Below are 17,784 nucleotides of genomic sequence, written 5' to 3'. Positions count from 1 at the left end.
GTGCGTATCTTCGATCCCCACATCCACATGTCCTCCCGGACCACCGACGACTACGAAGCCATGTACGCGGCCGGTGTCCGCGCGCTGGTCGAACCCGCGTTCTGGCTGGGGCAGCCGCGCACCAGCGTCGGCTCGTACACCGACTACTTCGACGCGCTCATCGGCTGGGAACGGTTCCGTGCCGCGCAGTTCGGCATCCGGCACCACTGCACGATCGCGCTGAACCCCAAGGAGGCCAACGACCCCCGCTGCCGCGAGGTGCTCGACGTGCTCCCGCGGTATCTGGCGAAGGACGGCGTGGTCGCGGTCGGCGAGGTCGGCTACGACTCGATGACCAAGGAAGAGGACGAGGTCTTCGCCCAGCAGCTGGCGATGGCGCTGGAGCACGACCTCCCGGTGCTCGTGCACACCCCGCACCGCGACAAGCTGGAAGGCACCAAGCGCACGCTCGACGTCGTGCGTGAGTCCGGCGTCGCGCCGGAGCGCGTGGTCGTCGACCACCTCAACGAGGTCACCGTCAAGCTGGTCAAGGATTCCGGTGCCTGGATGGGTTTCTCCATCTATCCGGACACCAAGATGGACGAGCACCGGATGGTCGGGATCCTGCGCCAGTACGGGCTGGACCAGATGATCGTCAACTCGGCCGCCGACTGGGGCCGGTCCGATCCGCTGAAGACCGCCAAGACCGGGCAGGCGATGCTCGACGGCGGGTTCACCGAGGCCGACGTCGACAAGGTGCTGTGGCGGAACCCGGTCGACTTCTACGGGCTCAGCGGCAGGCTCACACTCGACCCGCTGCCCGGGTTCACCGGCGAGGCCGTGACGTTCGAGGGCAACTCGGTGCTGCGAGGTGCCCGCAAATGATCTCCTACTGTACGAACGTCCACCCCGCCGAAGACGTCGACGGCATCGTCGCGCAGTTGGAGCGGTACGCGCTCCCGGTGCGTGAGCGGCTGGGCGCCGATCGGCTCGGCGTCGGGCTGTGGCTTTCCGCGCCGGTCGCGCGCGGCCTCGCCGAAGACGCCGAGGCACGCAAGCGTTTCCGTGCGGAACTCGACGCCCGCGGGCTGTCGGTGTACACGCTCAACGCCTTCCCATACGGCGGCTTCCACGACGACGTCGTCAAGCACGCGGTCTACCGTCCTGAGTGGACACACCCGGACCGGGTCGCCTACACGATCGACTGCGTGAACGTGCTTTCCGACCTCCTCGCCGGTGATGCTTCTTACGGCAGCATATCCACGCTGCCGTTGGCTTGGCGTGAACCGTGGGGCGAACAGGACGACCGGCGGGCGATCGAGTCCTTCGCCGAGGTCGTCCGCGCGATCGGTGACCGGCCGATCAAACTGGCCGTCGAACCCGAACCCGGCTGCGTGCTCGACACCGTGGCCGACGCGCTGGGCTGGCTGTCCGGCCGCGTCGACCCGGAGTACGTCGGGCTGTGCCTGGACACCTGTCACCTCGCGGTGTCGTTCGCCGATCCGGCGGAGACGCTCAAGGCCATCGCGGAGTCCGATGTGGACATCGTGAAGGTGCAGGCTTCCGCCGCGTTGCACGTCGAAGACCCGGCCGAGGCCCGTGACGCGTTGGCGGCGTTCGCGGAACCGCGGTATCTGCACCAGGTCCGCGAGTTTTCGGGCGGCGTCGTGCGCAAGGCCGACGACCTGCCCGAGGCGTGGACCGACCTGCCGGGGGAAGGGCCGTGGCGCGTGCACTTCCACATGCCACTGCACCAGGCGCCGGCCGCGCCGCTGTCCACCACGACCGACGTCCTGCGCACCGTCGCCGCCGGGCTGCCCGGCGAACCGCATATCGAGGTCGAGACCTACACCTGGAGCGTGCTCCCGGACGCGGGCGACCTCGTCGGCGGAATCGCCGCGGAACTCGAATGGGCACAGGCGAACCTCGTCAAGGAAGGGGCTTCCGCGTGAAACCCTTGGTCGTCATCGACGTCGTCGGGCTGACCCCGAAGGCGTTGCGGGACATGCCGAAACTGTCCGCCGTCGCGAAGGACGGCTGGCAGGCCGAACTGGGCACGGTGCTGCCCGCCGTCACCTGCAGCGCGCAGTCGACGTTCCTCACCGGGCTCATGCCCGCGCAGCACGGGATCGTCGGCAACGGCTGGTACTTCCGCGAACTGGGCGAGATCTTCCTGTGGCGCCAGCACAACCGGCTCGTCGGCGGCGAGAAGCTCTGGGAGACCGCGCGGGCGGCGCACCCCGGGTACACGTCGGCGAACGTGTGCTGGTGGTACGCGATGGGGATGAGCACCGACGTCACGGTGACCCCGCGGCCGATCTACCACGCCGACGGCCGCAAGTCGCCGGACGCCTACGTGCGCCCGCCCGAACTGCACGACCAGCTGACCGGCGCGCTGGGGGAGTTCCCGCTCTTCCAGTACTGGGGTCCGACGGCGTCGATCAAGTCGAGCAAGTGGGTGATCGGCGCGTCGCGGCAGATCCTGCGCGAGAAGCGTCCCGATCTGCTGCTGACCTACGTTCCGCACTTGGATTACGACCTGCAGCGCTTCGGCCCCGACGCGCCGCAGGCACGGCAGGCCGCGCGGGAACTGGACAACGCGTTGGCGCCGTTGCTCGATGACGCCCGCAACGCCGGGGCGACCGTGGTCGCGCTCAGCGAGTACGGGATCACCAACGTGCACCGGCCGGTCGACATCAACCGGGCACTGCGGCGCGAGGGTCTGCTGGAGGTCTACACCCAGGCGGGCATGGAGTACCTCGACCCGTGGGCGTCGCGTGCGTTCGCCGTCGCCGACCACCAGGTCGCGCACGTCTACGTCCGCGATTCCGCTGATCTCGAGCGGGTGCGGTCCATCGTGGGCGAGCTGACCGGTGTCGACGAGGTCCTCGACCGTGAGGCGCAGGCCAAGTACGGGATCGACCACGAACGCGCCGGCGAGCTCGTCGCGGTCGCCGAGCCGGACTCGTGGTTCACCTACTACTACTGGCTCGACGACGAGCGGAAGCCCGACTTCGCGCGCGGCGTCGAGATCCACCGCAAACCGGGTTACGACCCCGCCGAGCTGTTCTTCGACCCGGAGGACAAGTTCGCCAAGGCGCGGGCCGGGCTGAACCTGGCGAAGAAGTTCGCCGGGCTCCGGTACGCGATGGACGTCGTCCCGACCGACCCGCGCTGGGTGCGCGGCTCGCACGGACGGCTGCCCGATTCCACAGAGGACGGTCCGGTGTTGCTCTGTTCGGATCCGGCGTTCGAACCGTCCGGTCGTGTGGGGGCCACCGACGTACACCCGCTGTTGTTGTCGCTGCAGGGACTGAAGTAGAGGAGGTGGCGGGGGTGCTGAGGCCGGTGCGTGTCGCGAAAGCCACTTTCGCGACGTCTGATGTCCCGAAAGTGGCTTTCGGGACATGGTCGCCCGCTCCCGCCGCCACCGACGTTGCGAAAGCCACTTTCGCAACCTTCAACGTTGCGAAAGTGGCTTTCGCAACACCTCGGCTCGGCTCCGGGCCGGCGAGCTGACCCACTCCAGAAAGGAAAGCTCCACCCCGCAAGTCCTTCCTTGATCGCCGCCGCTCATCGAAAGGATCGCCACTGCTATGTCTTTGAAACGACGATTGGGTGTGCTCGTCACATCCATGGTCACGGCTCTGACAGGCGTCGCGCTACCGATGCAGACCGCATCGGCGCACGAAGCGGCCACGGTGCTCGTGTTCTCCAAGACCGCGGGCTTCCGGCACGATTCGATCCCCGACGGGATCAAGGCGATCAAGGATTTGGGGGCACAGAACCACTTCGCGGTGGAGGCCACCGAGGACGCGGCGGCCTTCACCGACGCGAACCTCAAGCGGTTCAACGCGGTGGTCTGGCTTTCCACCACCGGTGACGTGCTGAACGCGGACCAGCAGGCCGCGTTCGAGCGGTACGTGAAGGGAGGCGGCGGGTACGTGGGCGTGCACGCCGCCTCCGACACCGAGTACGACTGGCCCTGGTACGGCGAGCTGGTCGGGGCGTACTTCAAGTCCCATCCGCAGATCCAGCAGGCGAACGTCAAGGTCGAAGACCACGAGCACGTGTCCACTATGGATCTTCCGGAGACGTGGCCGCGCACCGACGAGTGGTACAACTACCGCGAGAACCCGCGCAGCAACGTCCATGTGCTCGCGAGCCTGGACGAGAAGAGCTACCAGCCCGGTGACGGTGCGATGGGCGATCACCCGATCGCCTGGTGCCACGAGAATTCCGGCGGCCGCTCCTGGTACACCGGCGGCGGGCACACCAAGGCCTCCTACGCCGAGCCGGCCTTCCTCAAGCATCTGGCGGGCGGCATCAAGTACGCCACCAAACTGAGCGAGGCGGGCTGCGCCAAGGAGACCCAGGAAGACCCGGTCGACGCGGACTTCGACCAGATCACCCTGGCCAAGGGCGAGGAGAAGACCGGCGAGCCGATCGCGCTTTCCGTGCTGCCCAACCGCGACGTCCTGCACACTTCGCGCGACGGGCGCGTCTGGTACACCAGCTCGTCGGCGACGACGTCGTTGGCCGGGCAGATCCCCGTCTACAACCACGACGAGGACGGCCTTCAGGGCGTCGCCATCGACCCGGACTTCGCCAAGAACCGCTGGGTCTACCTGTACTACGCGCCCAAGCTGAACACCCCGGCCGGTGACGCGCCGGAGAACGGCACCCCCGCCGACTTCGAGCCGTTCAAGGGTTACAACCAGCTCTCGCGGTTCAAGCTGGGCACCGACAACAAACTCGACCTCACGAGCGAGCAGAAGATCCTCCAGGTCCCGGCCGAACGCGGCATCTGCTGCCACGCCGGCGGCGAGATCGACTTCGACGCCAAGGGCAACCTCTATCTGTCCACAGGGGACGATTCCAACCCGTTCGCCTCCGACGGTTTCACCCCGATCGACGAGCGTGCCGACCGCAACCCGGTGTACGACGCGCAGCGCACCTCGGCCAACACCAACGATCTGCGCGGCAAGGTGCTGCGGATCAAGGTCGGCGCGGGAGGCAAGTACACGATCCCCAAGGGCAACCTGTTCCCCAAGGGCACGGCCAAGACCAAGCCCGAGATCTACGCGATGGGCTTCCGCAACCCGTTCCGCTTCGCCGTCGACCGCAAGACCGGCTGGATCCACCTGGCCGACTACGGCCCCGACGCCGGCGCGGCCGACCCGAAGCGCGGTCCCGGCGGCACGGTCGAGTTCAACCTGATCAAGAAGCCCGGCAACTTCGGCTGGCCGTACTGCGTCGGCGACAACCTGCCGTTCATCGACTACGACTTCGCCACCAAGCAGTCCGGCGCGGCCTTCGACTGCGCGAAGCCGAAGAACACCAGTCCGCGCAACACCGGCCTGACCGATCTGCCGCCGGTGGAGAAGGCGTGGATCCCCTACGACGGTGGTTCGCTGCCCGAGTTCGGCACCGGCCCCGAGTCGCCGATGGGTGGCCCGGTCTACCAGTTCGACGCGAAGAACCCGTCGCAGACGAAGTTCCCGGAGTACTTCGACGGCAAGACCTTCGCCTACGAATGGGAACGCGGCTGGATCAAGGAGATCACCGTCGGCGCGAACGGTGAACGCGGCGCCATCAAGCCGTTCTTCGACTCGATGGACCTCGTGCGCCCGATGAACCTCGAATTCGGCCCGGACGGCGCGCTCTACGTCCTCGACTACGGCACCGGCTACTTCGGCGGCTCCAAGGAATCCGCCGTCTACCGCATCGACTACACCAAGGGCCGCCGCACGCCGGTCGCCCAGGTGGCCGCGGACAAGACGTCCGGCCAAGCCCCGCTGACCGTCAAGTTCGACCCGGCGGGGACGAACGACCCCGACGGCGGAGCGCTCACCTACGCCTGGGACTTCGACGGGAACGGCACGACCGATTCCACCGAGGCCACCCCGGTTTCCCACACCTACGCCGCGAACGGCCAGTACACGGCGAAGCTGTCGGTCACCGACTCCACCGGGCTGACCGGTTCGGCGAGCGTGGTGGTCACCGTCGGCAACACCGCGCCGGTGGTCACGCTGAAGACTCCGGTCAACGGCAGTGTGTTCAGCTTCGGCGACATGGTCCCGTTCAAGGTCGAGGTGACCGACGCCGAGGACAACCCGATCGACTGCTCCAAGGTGACCGTCGAATACATCCTCGGCCACGAGGGCCACGGGCATCCGCTGAGCCGCGCGACCGGTTGTGAAGGCACCATCGCCACGCCCGCCGACGAAGGACACGGCGCGGACGCCAACGTCTTCGGCGTCATCAACGCCAGCTACACCGACAACGGCGGCAACGGCGTGCCCGCGCTCACCGGCGAGGCGGAATCCATCCTGCAGCCGAAGCTGAAGCAGGCCGAGTTCTACACCCAGTCCAGCGGGATCGAGGTCGTCGCGCACGCCGGCGCCAGCGGCGGGAAACGCGTCGGTCACATCGAATCCGGCGACTGGATCAAATTCGACCCGGTGAACCTCGTGGGTGTCAGCGGCATCGGCTACCGGGTCTCGTCCGGTGGTGCGGGCGGCACGATCGAGGTGCGCTCGGGCGCGGTGGACGGACCGCTGGTCCAGACGGTCACCGTCGCCAACACCGGCGGCTGGGACACCTACGCCGATATCCCGGCTTCCGCCATCACCGACCCCGGCGGCACCGGCCCGTTGTTCCTCGTGTTCAAGGGCGGTTCCGGCGGCTTGTTCGACGTCGACGCGATCACCTTCGAGGAGAACTGATGAGCCGTCCGATCACCCTGTTCACCGGCCAGTGGGCGGATCTCCCGTTCACCGAGGTGTGCAGGCTGGCCAGTGAATGGGGCTACGACGGCCTCGAAATCGCGTGTTCCGGCGACCACTTCGAGGTCGACCGCGCACTGTCCGAAGAGGACTACGTGCCCGGACGCCTCAAGCTGCTCGCCGAGCACGGCCTCAAGGTGTGGGCGATTTCCAACCACCTCGTCGGCCAGGCCGTCTGCGACGACCCGATCGACGAACGCCACCAGGCCATCATCCCCGCCCGGGTGTGGGGCGATGGTGAGCCCGAAGGCGTCCGGCAGCGGGCGGCGAAGGAGATGGCCGACACCGCCCGTGCGGCGGCGAAACTCGGCGTGGACACGGTGATCGGCTTCACCGGCTCGAAGACCTGGAAGTACGTCGCCATGTTCCCGCCGGTCTCGCAGGCGGTCATCGACGACGGCTACCAGGACTTCGCGGACCGGTGGAACCCGATCCTCGACGTCTTCGACGAGGTGGGCGTGCGGTTCGCCCACGAGGTCCACCCGTCGGAGATCGCTTACGACTACTGGACCACGAAACGTGCGCTCGAAGCTGTCGGCGACCGTCCGGCATTCGGGCTGAATTGGGATCCTTCGCATTTCATCTGGCAGGACCTCGACCCGGTCGGCTTCATCCTCGACTTCGCCGACCGGATCTACCACGTGGACTGCAAGGACACCAGGAAGCGGTTCGACGGACGGAACGGACGGCTCGGCTCGCATCTCCCCTGGGGAGATCCCCGACGCGGCTGGGACTTCGTTTCGACCGGGCACGGCGACGTGCCCTGGGAGGACTGTTTCCGCGCACTGAATTCGATCGGCTACGCCGGTCCGATCTCGGTGGAGTGGGAGGACGCCGGCATGGACCGGCTCCGGGGCGCGGCGGAGGCCGTGACCTTTCTGCGGGGGCTCCTGTTCGACAAGCCGTCGGCGGCCTTCGACGCGGCTTTCAGCAACCAGAAGTGAGGGCGGTTTCATGTGCGGTGAAGAAGCTGAGCAGTTCCACTCTCGACGGGCGCTCCTGCGCGGCGCGGCGACGGCGGCGGTCGCGGTCGGCGCGGCGGTAGCCCTGCCGAGCGTGGCCAGTGCCGCCACCGAGGCGGAGACCCAGGGATCCGGCCACCACGGACGGGGCCGGGTCCCGGTGGAGAAGATCAGCATCCAGCTCTACTCCCTGCGCACCGCGCTGCAGGCCGATCTGCCGGGAACCCTGTCCGCGCTGGCGGACATCGGCTACCGGAAGGTCGAACTGGCGGGCACCTACGGCCGCACGGCCGAGGAGTTCCGCGGACTGCTGGACAAGAACCACATCAAGGCGACGTCCACCCACGTCGGCATCGACGGCGATCTCGACAAGACCATCGCGGACGCGAAGGTCCTCGGGAACACCCGCGCCAACGTGCCGTGGGCGAATTTCGACACCATCGACGGCTGGAAGCAGTTCGCCGGCCGGATGGACACGGCGGCACGGAAGTTCCGCCAGGCCGGAATCCCGCTCGGCTACCACAACCACGCGCACGAGTTCGCCGCCATCGACGGCGTGCGCCCGTACGACGTGCTCACCAGGAACACGAACCCGCGGTACGTGCACCTGGAGATCGACCTGTTCTGGGCGGTGGAAGGCGGGATGGACCCGGTTTCGCTGTACCGGCAGCACTGTCCGCGCGTGGTGCAGTACCACGTCAAGGACCGGACCGCGGCGGGCGAGATGGTCGACCCCGGCAAGGGCGCCATCGACTTCCCGCGCATCTTCCGCCACACCCGTCCCCACCTCGCCGAGTACATCGTCGAGCACGACAACCCCACGGATCCCCTGAGCACCGCCCAGACCGGATTCACCTATCTCCGTAACGTCCGCTTCTAGCTGGGGAATCCACAATGGACAACAAGAAACGCGGGCTGTCCCGCAGATCGATGCTCGCGGGCACCGCGGCCGGGGTGATCGCCCCGGTCGTGGTGTCGGCCAGCGCCGGTTCGGCACCGGCCGCCGCGGCCGGGATGACCCGCAACATCACCGTCTACGCCGACTACGTTCCCGGCACGACCCGGGTCGGTTACGGGCTCGAGCCCGGCAAACCGACGATCCCCGGACCGCTCCTGGAGTGCTACGAGGGTGACACGCTGGTGATCGAGCTGGTCAACAACACCGACCAGCGCCTCTCGATCCATCCGCACGGCGTCAACTACGACACCAAATCCGACGGTTCGCCGTTCAACGATTCCTTCAACAAGCCATACGAGACCAAGACCTACACCTGGAAGACCCGCACGGCCTACCAGGCGGCCAACGGTTTCTGGATGCCCGGCAGCGCGGGGTATTGGCACTATCACGACCACGCGTTCGGCGGCGACCACGGCACCGCGGGCCTGATGAAGGGTCTGTACGGCGGCCTGATCGTGCGCAGGCGCGGGGACCTGCTGCCCAGCAAGCAGTTCACCGTGGTGTTCACCGAAATGTGGATCAACCACCAGGTCGCCCCGAACACGCCGATCTTCGAGGCGAACCTCGGCGAACGCGTCGAGTTCATCTGCATCGGGCACGGCAACCTGATGCACACCTTCCACCTGCACGCGCACCGCTGGGCGGACACACGCACCGGCATGCTCACCAGCGCGACCGACAACGCCCCCATCCTCGACAACAAGACCCTGGACCCCGGCAACTCCTTCGGGTTCCAGGTGATCGCCGGTGACGGCGTCGGGCCGGGCGCGTGGATGTACCACTGCCACGTCCAGCAGCACTCGGACGACGGCATGTCCGGGGTGTTCCTGGTCCGCAACGCCGACGGCGGGATGCCCGCGGGCGCCCAGGAGGCGATCGACCGCTTCAAGGGGCACCAGCACACCACCACGTCCACGCCGAACGCCACCGGCGCCTCGGCCCACCACCACTAGTCTTGAAAGGAGCGAGAACTTGAGACGAGTATTTTCGCAACGCCGGCTCCGCAGACGGTCACTGGCCGCGCTCGCGGTCGGCGCCGTCGTCACCTCCGGGCTTCCGCTGGCCATCGCGCCGGTGACCGCCGAAGCCGCGACGAACGTCCCGGTGAACGTCCTGGTCTTCCACGGCGCCGCCGCGGACCAGAAGGACCCCGTCCTGCGTGCCACGGACGCGATCGCGAGCCTGGGCCAGGCGAACGGCATCTCCGTTTCGTCCTCTTCGGACCCCGCGGTGTTCACCGCGGCCAACCTCGCGAAGTACCGCGGTGTCGTCTTCCTTTCCGCGCAGGGCATCACGCTCAACCGTGACCAGGAAACCTCGCTGCAGAACTACATGAAGGCGGGCGGCGGGTTCCTCGGCCTGTCCGACGCCGCGCGGGCCCAGGACGGTTCGCAGTGGTTCTCGGGGCTGATCGGTGCCCGTCCGGTGGGGGCGCGTCCCACGCCGGAGGCGGTCGCCTCGGTCACCGCGAGCGCGGAGAACCCGCCCAACGAGACCAAGGAAAAGCTCACCGACAACAACGAGAACACGAAGTGGCTGGCCTTCCAGCCGACCGGCTGGGTCGCCTACAAGCTGGCCGCCCCGGTGGCCGTGAGCAGCTACGCGCTCGTCTCGGCCAACGACTACGCCGGGCGTGACCCCAAGAGCTGGACCCTGCAGGGATCCAACGACGGGACCACGTGGATCGATCTGGACACTCGCGCAGGCGAGACATTCCCGGACCGGTTCGTGAGCCGGACGTTCACCTTCGCCAACACCACGGCGTACTCGAACTACCGGCTGAACATCACCGCCAACGGCGGCGAGCCGCTCATCCAGCTGGCCGATTTCAAGCTGTTCAAGGACAACTCGACCACCCCGCCGCCGCCGGAACCCGACCCGGCGCAGGCCACGGTCGACGTCCTCGACAAGGCGAACCCGGCCACCGCGGGCCTGCCGCAGAAGTGGGTGCGCACCGACCGGTGGCTCAACTGGGAGGTCAACCCGGTCGGCACCGTGCACACGGTCGCGCAGGTCGAGGAATCGACCTACAAACCGGGTGTCGGCGCGAACGGCGCCTTCCACCCGATCTCGTGGTGCCGTGACTACGACGGCGGCCGCTCCTTCTACAGCGGCATGGGCCGGACCGAGGCGAGCTACGGCGAAGCCCAGTTCCGCAGCCACATCCTCGGCGCGCTCAAGTGGACCACCGGCATGGTGCGCGGTGACTGCAAGGCGGGTATCGCGGCCAACTACAAGGTCGAACGCCTGACCGCGGTCAACCAGCCGGGCCAGATGGACCAGATCGGCGAGCCGCACGGGCTCACCATCGCGCCGAACGGCCGGGTGTTCTACATCGGCCGCGCCGCCTGCGCCGGCAACGTCGTGCCCGCGCCTAACGACTGGACCAACCCCGAGATCGGCGCCGGCTGCGGCACGATCCACCAGTGGGACCCGGTCACCAAGAAGCCGAAGCTGCTCACCACGCTGAAGGTGATGGGCAACCGCGGCAGCGGCGACGAACTGGTCAAGAACGAGGAAGGCCTCCTCGGTCTCGTGCTGGACCCGAAGTTCAGCGAGAACGGCTTCATGTACGCCTACTGGATGCCGCACTCGTCGGTCGACATCGACAAGCGGATCGGCAAGCGCACGGTCTCGCGGTTCACCTACGACCTGAAGAACCAGACGCTGGACCAGGCGACTCGCAAGGACCTGCTGTCGTGGGACGTCCAGGTCCACAGCTGCTGCCACGCCGGCGGTGGCATGGACTTCGACAAGGACGGGAACCTCTACATCGGTTCCGGTGACAGCAACTCGTCGCAGGGTTCCAACGGCTACTCCGGCAACAACTGGACCCAGGACTACAAGGGCGTCTCGTTCCAGGACGCGCGCCGCACCGCCGGTAACACCAACGACCTCAACGGCAAGATCCTGCGGATCCACCCCGAGGCCGACGGTACCTACACCAACCCGGCGGGCAACCTGTTCCCCGAGGCCAACGACCCCGGGAACAAGACCAGGCCCGAGATCTACGTGATGGGCGTGCGGAACATCTCGCGTCTGCAAGTCGACAAGAAGACCAACTGGCTGACCGCCGCCTGGGTCGGCCCGGACGCGACCTCGCCGAGCCCGGAACTCGGCCCGGCCAAGTACGAGACCGCCACGGTCATCACCGAGGCCGGTAACCACGGCTGGCCGTACTGCATGGGCAACAAGCAGCCGTACCGCGACCGCAGCAGCACCGACGCCGCGGTCCTCACCGGCTGGTACGACTGCGACAACCCGGTCAACACCTCGCCGCGCAACACCGGCCTGGTGAACCTGCCGCCGATCAAGAAGAACATGATCTGGTACGCGCCGGACGGCGGCGGGCCGGTGTTCCCCAACCGCCCCAACAGCTCCGTCCCGACGTACAACGCGGCCGAGGCCACCTACACGCAGCCCTACCTCAAGGGCGGCGGCCAGGCGGTCATGACCGGACCGACGTACCACCGCGAACTGGTCAACACCAACAGCGGCGTCGCGTGGCCGTCGTACTGGAACGACAAGTGGTTCATCGGTGACCAGAGCAACGGGCAGAACCGGATCGCGGTCACCCTCGACCCGAACGGCGTCGCGAAGCAGGATCCGCCGGTGTTCGCCGAGACGGTGCGGCAGATCATCCCGACCGGCGGTGGCGACAACAAGCTCAACCAGTGGATGGACGCCAAGTTCGGGCCGGACGGCGCGCTGTACGTGCTCGACTACGGCGGCGGCTTCTTCACCTTGACCAACAACCAGAAGCTGCTGAAGATCAGCTACACCGGCGGAGAGGCCACGCCGTCCGCGGCGGCGGCGTCGACCATGGTGCAGAACAAGCCGCTCACCGCGGCCTTCACCGGGTCGAAGTCCGGCGGCGTCTCCTACAAGTGGGAGTTCGGCGACGGCACGATCTCGACCCAGCCCGACCCGCGGCACACCTACCCGCGCACGGGTCTGTACACCGCCAAGCTGACCGTGACCTACGCGGACGGCGAGACGGTGACCACGCGGAACTCGGTCAGCGTCGGCTGTCTCGTGGCGGATTCCGGTGCCACGGTGACCATCGGCGACACCGACACCGGGGTGACCAACCGCAACGCCGGTGGCGGCTGCACGGTCGACGACATGATCGACGACGAGAGCACGTGGACCTCCCACGCCGGTTTCGTCAACCACGTCACCCAGGCCGTGGACCGGCTGGGCGACCTCGGCGTGCTGAACGCGGCCGAGTCGGACAAGATCAACGCCGCGGCCGCCGCGTCGCCCATCGGCAACAAGGGCGTCACCGGCTACGACGCGATCTACGACGGCACGGCCGAATCGTTCCGCAACTGGTCGCAGGCGCCGTCCGGGCAGTTCGCCATCCAGCCGGACGGGTCACTGCGACCGTCGGGCGGGCTGGGCATGCTGTGGTACTCGGCACGGCAGTTCGGCAACTTCTCGGTGAAGCTGCAGTTCAAGGACATCGCGCCGACCGGCAGCGCCAACAGCGGTGTGTTCGTCCGGTTCCCGGATCCGCGCACTCCGCTGGAGCAGCGTCCGCCGGGCAGCTGCGGCACGGTCGGCTCGGCGAAGACGTCGCAGGCCTGGGTCGCGATCTACTGCGGCCACGAGGTGCAGTTGTACGACGGGGCCACCGGTGAGCCGCAGAAGACCGGGTCGATCTACAACTTCGACCCGCGGCCGCTGGACCAGGCGGGTGTGAAGCCGAAGGGGACCTGGAACGAGTACGAGATCAAGGTCGTCGGGCAGAAGTACACGATCATCCGCAACGGTGTGGTGATCAACGAGTTCGAGAACGCGCCGGGCATCCAGTCGTCGCGGGCGGGCGATCCGTCCACCGACTTCCGGCAGTTCGTCAGCGGGTTCATCGGTCTGCAGAACCACGGTGACAACGACCTGATGGAGTTCCGCAACATCCGGGTGCGGCAGCTGTAGCGCGAAAGCCGGCCGGGCGCGCGGGTTCGCGTGCCCGGCCGGTCTCCCTTTGTACGGAAGGTTTCCCTGCGATGTCCCCAAGAACCCTCGTCGTGGCACTGGTGGCCGCGACGCTCGTACTGGCGGGCCTGGTGTTACCGGGCTCGTCCGCCCCCGCCTCCGCCGCACCCGTCCAGACCCTGGAATGGACCGCGGGCGACAGCACCGACCACTACCTCAGCGCACCGGCCACCGCGGTGGCCGGTGAGACCACGATCGTCTTCAAGAACACCGAAGAGCTCGGGTCGACGATGTCGCACACGCTGACGTTCGACACCTCGACCCCTGGCTACAACCACGACGTCAACCTCAATATCCTCGCCAACCCCTACGACGACAAGAACGGCGTGCACGAGGCCACGGTCACGCTGACCCCTGGCAAGTACCGGTACTACTGCACGATCCAGGGCCACACCAAGATGATGGGCGAGTTCGTCGTCACCGACGGCGGCGGCGCCGACACCACCCCGCCGACCGTGACCGCGAATGTGACCGGCACCAAGGACACCGCCGGGAACTACGTCGGTTCCGCGACGGTGAATCTGTCCGCTTCGGACAGTCAGTCCGGTGTGGACAAGGTCGAGTACCAGCTCGACGGCGGCGCGTGGACCGCGTACACCGCACCCGTGGCGGTCACCGCGGCCGGTGCGCACATGGTCCACTATCGCGCTACCGACAAGGCCGGAAACGTTTCGCCGGAAGGGATGTCGTCCTTCACCGTCGTCACCGGACAGCCCGGCGACACGACACCGCCGACGGTGACGGCCGAGGTGACGGGTACCAAGGACGGTGCGGGCAACTACCTCGACACCGCCACCGTGAAGCTCACCGCCACCGACGCCGGCTCCGGTGTCGACAAGGTCGAGTACAAAGTGGACGAAGGCGCGTGGACCGCGTACACGGCTCCGGTCGCGGTCACCGCGCCCGGGATGCACATGGTCTCCTACCGCGCCTCGGACAAGGCGGGCAACGTCTCGCCGGAAGGCATGGCGCACTTCACGATCGTCAGCGGTGACACCACCGCGCCGACCGTGACGTCCGAGGTGACCGGGACCAAGGACACCGCCGGGAACTACGTCGGCAAGGCGACCGTGACCCTCACGGCCACCGACGCCGGCTCGGGTGTCGGCAAGGTCGAGTACAACCTGAACGGTGGTCCGTGGCTCACCTACTCGGCCCCGCTCGCGTTGACCGTGGTCGGCGCGCACACGGTGAAGTACCGCGCCACCGACAAGGCGGGCAACGTCTCGGCCGAAGGCACGGCGACGTTCACCATCGTCGAAGGCGACGACAGCACCGCACCGGTCGTCTCGGTGGTGGTGAGCGGTGATCTGGACGGAAGCTGGTCGTACATCGAGGACGCGACCATCAACCTGACCGCGACGGACGCCGGGTCCGGTGTGGACAAGATCGAGTACCAGCTGGACGGCGGGGCCTGGACGGTCTACACCGCGCCGGTGAAGGTGACCGCGCTCGGCACGCACACGCTGACCTACCGCGCGTCGGACAAGGCGGGCAACGTCTCGGCGGAACAGGGCGGCGCGTTCACCATCGTCGCCGCGCCGCCGGGCCCGGACACCTGCCCGGACTCCGACCTCCGGGACACCGTGATCCTCGGGACGGCGGACAGCCAGGTCGAGAACCGCGACACCGGCGACGGCTGCACGATCAACGACGTGATCGACGACGAGTCGGACTACTCGTCGAACGACCAGTTCGTGACCTACGTGGGGGCCGTGACCCAGGAACTCCTTGACGGCGAGGTCATCTCGTCCGACGAGCGGAACCTGATCGTCACGGCGGCGATCGAGTCCGGTATCGGCGGCACGGCCACCGAGCCGGAACCGGAGCCCGGCAAGAAGAAGCCGGAGACGAAGAACCCCGGCATGAAGAAGACCGTGAAGACGCCCATCCGCGACGTCTGAGCGTACTCGGCCCGGCTCCGCAGGGCTGTGCCGGATGTGGTGAAGGGGCCTTTCCTCGCATACGAAGCGGGGAAAGGCCCCTTCGCTTCGGCCTGGTGACGGGACACCGAACTCGCGTGATCAGGCACGTCACTCGCGTGCTTGGACACGGAACTCGCGTGTTTGAGCACGGAACACCCGAGTGCGGCGTCCAGACACGTGAGTTCCGTCCCCGATCACGTGAGTCACGTCCTCAAGCACACGAGTCACGGAGTCGGTTACCTTTCTCGCGTCGCGCTCGTCATGTCCATGACGGGTTCGGCGCGAGAAAGGTATCGACATGACCGGTGAGGCGCTGGCCAGCGCGTTCGAGGAGCAGCGCGGGCGTCTGGTGGCCGTGGCCCAGCGGATGCTCGGCTCCCGCACGGACGCCGAGGACGCGGTCCAGGAGGCCTGGCTGCGGCTCGCGCGCCAGGACGCCGACACGATCGACAACCTGTCCGGCTGGCTGACCACCGTCGTCGGCCGCGTCTGCATCGACACCCTGCGCTCCCGCAAGACCCGCCCCGAGGACTCCTACGACGAGCCGCCCGAGCTGCTGGTGCTCGACGATTCGCCGGAAGAGGACGCGCTGCTCGCCGAATCGGTCGGGGTGGCGCTGGTCGTGGTGCTCGACACCCTCGGCCCGGCCGAGCGGCTGGCGTTCGTGCTGCACGACCTGTTCGCCGTCTCGTTCGCCGAGATCGGCGAGATCCTCGGCAAATCCGCGGACGCGGCGAAGATGCTCGCCAGCCGGGCCCGCCGGAAGGTGCGAGGACAGCGTCCGGCCGACGAGCCGCGGCAACGCGCGGTCGTCGACGCGTTCCTCGCGGCCGCGCGCGAAGGGGACTTCGACGGACTGCTGGAGATGCTCGACCCCGACGTGACGTGGCGCTCGCAGAGCCGTCACGGCGAGGTCGTGCGGCTCGGAGCGGCCGAGGTGGCCACCCGGGTCCAGCGCGGAGCGCGCGCCGCCGGAATGACCCGGCCCGCGTTGGTCAACGGCAAACCGGGGATCGTGTCGTGGAGCCGGACGGGCAAGCTGCTGGGCGTGATGGCCTGCACCATCGTCGACGGCCGCATCGTCGGAATCGACTCGGTCAGTGATCCACGTCGCCTCGCGGCCATGGGTGTTACCTCTCGGGAGTCCTCCTCGTCGAAGTAGGTGAAAGACCGACGAGAAGGAGAAATCCCATGCAGGCAAGGCTCGAATTCCTCAAGACCGCTCTCGCGCCGAAGCTGGTGAAGCACTTCGTCTCGGCCGCGAAGGTGCTCGACGGCAGCGAACTTCCTTTGGCGACAAGGGAACTGGTGAACATCCGGGCCAGCCAGATCAACGGCTGCTCGGGCTGCCTCGACATGCACACCAAGGACGCGGCGCACGCGGGGGAGACCACGACCCGGCTGAACCTGGTCGCCTGCTGGCGTGAGGCGACGGTCTTCACCGAGGCCGAACGCGCCGCGCTGGAACTCACCGAGCAGGGCTGCCGTCTCGCCGACGGCAGCGGTGTCACCGACGAGGCGTGGGAGGCCGCCGCCAAGCACTACGACGAGGACCAGCTCGTGGCACTGGTGGCCCAGATCGCGCTCATCAACGCCTTCAACCGGCTGAACGTCATCACCCGGCAGCCCGCCGGGGACTACACGCCCGGCCAGTTCGCGGCGCACTGATGGAGACCGCACTGTGGATCGTCGCCGGTCTGCTGGCCGTGATGTATCTCGTGTCCGGGGTCGGGAAACTGTTCCTGCGCAGGGAAACGATCGCCGGAGTGGCCTCGGGCGCGGGATGGGTGCTGGATTTCGGCCCCGGCACGGTGAAGTTCATCGGGGTGGTCGAGATCCTGGGCGCGGTGGGCCTGGTCGTTCCCGCGCTGCTCGACATCGCGCCGGCGCTGGTGCCGCTGGCGGCCCTCGGACTGGCGCTGGTCATGGCGGGCGCGCTGGTCGTGCGGTGGCGTCGCCGCGAGCCCCTGATCGCGCTGCTGGACCTGGGGTACCTCGCGTTGTGCGCTTTCGTCGCCATCGGACGTGCCTGAAGTACATGAAGGCCCCCATCCTTGCGCCTAGGTGTATTGACCTGGGAGGTTGGGGACGCGGCTGGCGGGTGGTTTGCCGGCGAGTGCGGTGTGGCCGCGGTGGTGATTGTAGGTGTGGAGCCAGTCTGGGTAGGCGTCTCG

Annotated in this window: 12 protein-coding genes and 1 pseudogene; 12 read left to right on the top strand and 1 reads right to left on the bottom strand. The window is 67.7% G+C overall.

The window, feature by feature from the left end:
• From ACSMFO_RS27370 to ACSMFO_RS27315, 12 genes are all read left to right on the top strand, one after another.
• Entirely contained in the window at window positions 1-864 is an 864-nt protein-coding gene (locus tag ACSMFO_RS27370; RefSeq protein WP_436461006.1) for a TatD family hydrolase, read from the top strand.
• Entirely contained in the window at window positions 861-1,931 is a 1,071-nt protein-coding gene (gene eboE, locus ACSMFO_RS27365) for a metabolite traffic protein EboE (RefSeq protein ID WP_436461005.1), read from the top strand. Before ACSMFO_RS27370 ends, eboE begins: the two co-directional genes overlap by 4 nt.
• On the top strand, window positions 1,928-3,301 hold the full coding sequence (locus tag ACSMFO_RS27360; protein ID WP_436461004.1) for an alkaline phosphatase family protein: 1,374 nt from the start codon (window positions 1,928-1,930) through the stop codon (window positions 3,299-3,301). The genes eboE and ACSMFO_RS27360 overlap by 4 nt, the downstream gene beginning before the upstream one ends.
• Window positions 3,302-3,614: 313 nt before the next feature.
• A complete protein-coding gene (locus tag ACSMFO_RS27355; RefSeq protein ID WP_436461003.1) occupies window positions 3,615-6,707 on the top strand; it encodes a ThuA domain-containing protein in 3,093 nt (1,030 codons plus the stop codon).
• A complete protein-coding gene (locus ACSMFO_RS27350; protein ID WP_395878959.1) occupies window positions 6,707-7,711 on the top strand; it encodes a sugar phosphate isomerase/epimerase family protein in 1,005 nt (334 codons plus the stop codon). The genes ACSMFO_RS27355 and ACSMFO_RS27350 overlap by 1 nt, the downstream gene beginning before the upstream one ends.
• A gap of 10 nt (window positions 7,712-7,721) precedes the next feature.
• Window positions 7,722-8,609, top strand: a complete 888-nt coding sequence (locus ACSMFO_RS27345) for a sugar phosphate isomerase/epimerase family protein (protein ID WP_436461002.1) — start codon at window positions 7,722-7,724, stop codon at window positions 8,607-8,609.
• A 14-nt stretch (window positions 8,610-8,623) separates the two neighbouring features.
• Window positions 8,624-9,640 carry a multicopper oxidase domain-containing protein gene (locus ACSMFO_RS27340; protein WP_038518455.1) on the top strand — a complete coding sequence of 339 codons (1,017 nt, stop codon included), beginning with the start codon at window positions 8,624-8,626 and terminating at the stop codon, window positions 9,638-9,640.
• Window positions 9,641-9,659: 19 nt separating this feature from the next.
• Window positions 9,660-13,625, top strand: coding sequence for a ThuA domain-containing protein (locus tag ACSMFO_RS27335; RefSeq protein ID WP_436461001.1), 3,966 nt, complete (start codon window positions 9,660-9,662; stop codon window positions 13,623-13,625).
• Between the two features lie 71 nt (window positions 13,626-13,696).
• A complete protein-coding gene (locus tag ACSMFO_RS27330; RefSeq protein WP_436461000.1) occupies window positions 13,697-15,589 on the top strand; it encodes an OmpL47-type beta-barrel domain-containing protein in 1,893 nt (630 codons plus the stop codon).
• A 319-nt stretch (window positions 15,590-15,908) separates the two neighbouring features.
• Complete coding sequence (locus tag ACSMFO_RS27325) at window positions 15,909-16,772, top strand: sigma-70 family RNA polymerase sigma factor (RefSeq protein ID WP_436460999.1); 864 nt, start codon at window positions 15,909-15,911, stop codon at window positions 16,770-16,772.
• Between the two features lie 29 nt (window positions 16,773-16,801).
• Window positions 16,802-17,278 carry a carboxymuconolactone decarboxylase family protein gene (locus tag ACSMFO_RS27320; protein ID WP_037346248.1) on the top strand — a complete coding sequence of 159 codons (477 nt, stop codon included), beginning with the start codon at window positions 16,802-16,804 and terminating at the stop codon, window positions 17,276-17,278.
• On the top strand, window positions 17,278-17,643 hold the full coding sequence (locus ACSMFO_RS27315; protein ID WP_360127441.1) for a DoxX family protein: 366 nt from the start codon (window positions 17,278-17,280) through the stop codon (window positions 17,641-17,643). Before ACSMFO_RS27320 ends, ACSMFO_RS27315 begins: the two co-directional genes overlap by 1 nt.
• A 27-nt stretch (window positions 17,644-17,670) precedes the next feature.
• On the opposite strand, the pseudogene ACSMFO_RS27310 reads toward ACSMFO_RS27315, so the two are convergent.
• Window positions 17,671-17,784: pseudogene (locus ACSMFO_RS27310) on the bottom strand (IS481 family transposase); the annotation flags it as partial.

The organism is Amycolatopsis sp. w19 (assembly GCF_051373225.1).
GTDB classification, from domain to species: domain Bacteria; phylum Actinomycetota; class Actinomycetes; order Mycobacteriales; family Pseudonocardiaceae; genus Amycolatopsis; species Amycolatopsis japonica.
Note: the sequence above shows the minus strand (reverse complement) of the source record. Positions and strands in the feature narration are given on the sequence as shown.

Bases quoted from the DNA above. Each gene is read 5' to 3' on its own strand.
- ACSMFO_RS27345 (WP_436461002.1), top strand. From the start codon at position 7,722: ATGTGCGGTGAAGAAGCTGAGCAGTTCCACTCTCGACGGGCGCTCCTG.
- ACSMFO_RS27325 (WP_436460999.1), top strand. From the start codon at position 15,909: ATGACCGGTGAGGCGCTGGCCAGCGCGTTCGAGGAGCAGCGCGGGCGT.
- ACSMFO_RS27315 (WP_360127441.1), top strand. From the start codon at position 17,278: ATGGAGACCGCACTGTGGATCGTCGCCGGTCTGCTGGCCGTGATGTAT.
- ACSMFO_RS27340 (WP_038518455.1), top strand. From the start codon at position 8,624: ATGGACAACAAGAAACGCGGGCTGTCCCGCAGATCGATGCTCGCGGGC.
- eboE (WP_436461005.1), top strand. From the start codon at position 861: ATGATCTCCTACTGTACGAACGTCCACCCCGCCGAAGACGTCGACGGC.
- ACSMFO_RS27320 (WP_037346248.1), top strand. From the start codon at position 16,802: ATGCAGGCAAGGCTCGAATTCCTCAAGACCGCTCTCGCGCCGAAGCTG.
- ACSMFO_RS27355 (WP_436461003.1), top strand. From the start codon at position 3,615: ATGGTCACGGCTCTGACAGGCGTCGCGCTACCGATGCAGACCGCATCG.
- ACSMFO_RS27350 (WP_395878959.1), top strand. From the start codon at position 6,707: ATGAGCCGTCCGATCACCCTGTTCACCGGCCAGTGGGCGGATCTCCCG.
- ACSMFO_RS27330 (WP_436461000.1), top strand. From the start codon at position 13,697: ATGTCCCCAAGAACCCTCGTCGTGGCACTGGTGGCCGCGACGCTCGTA.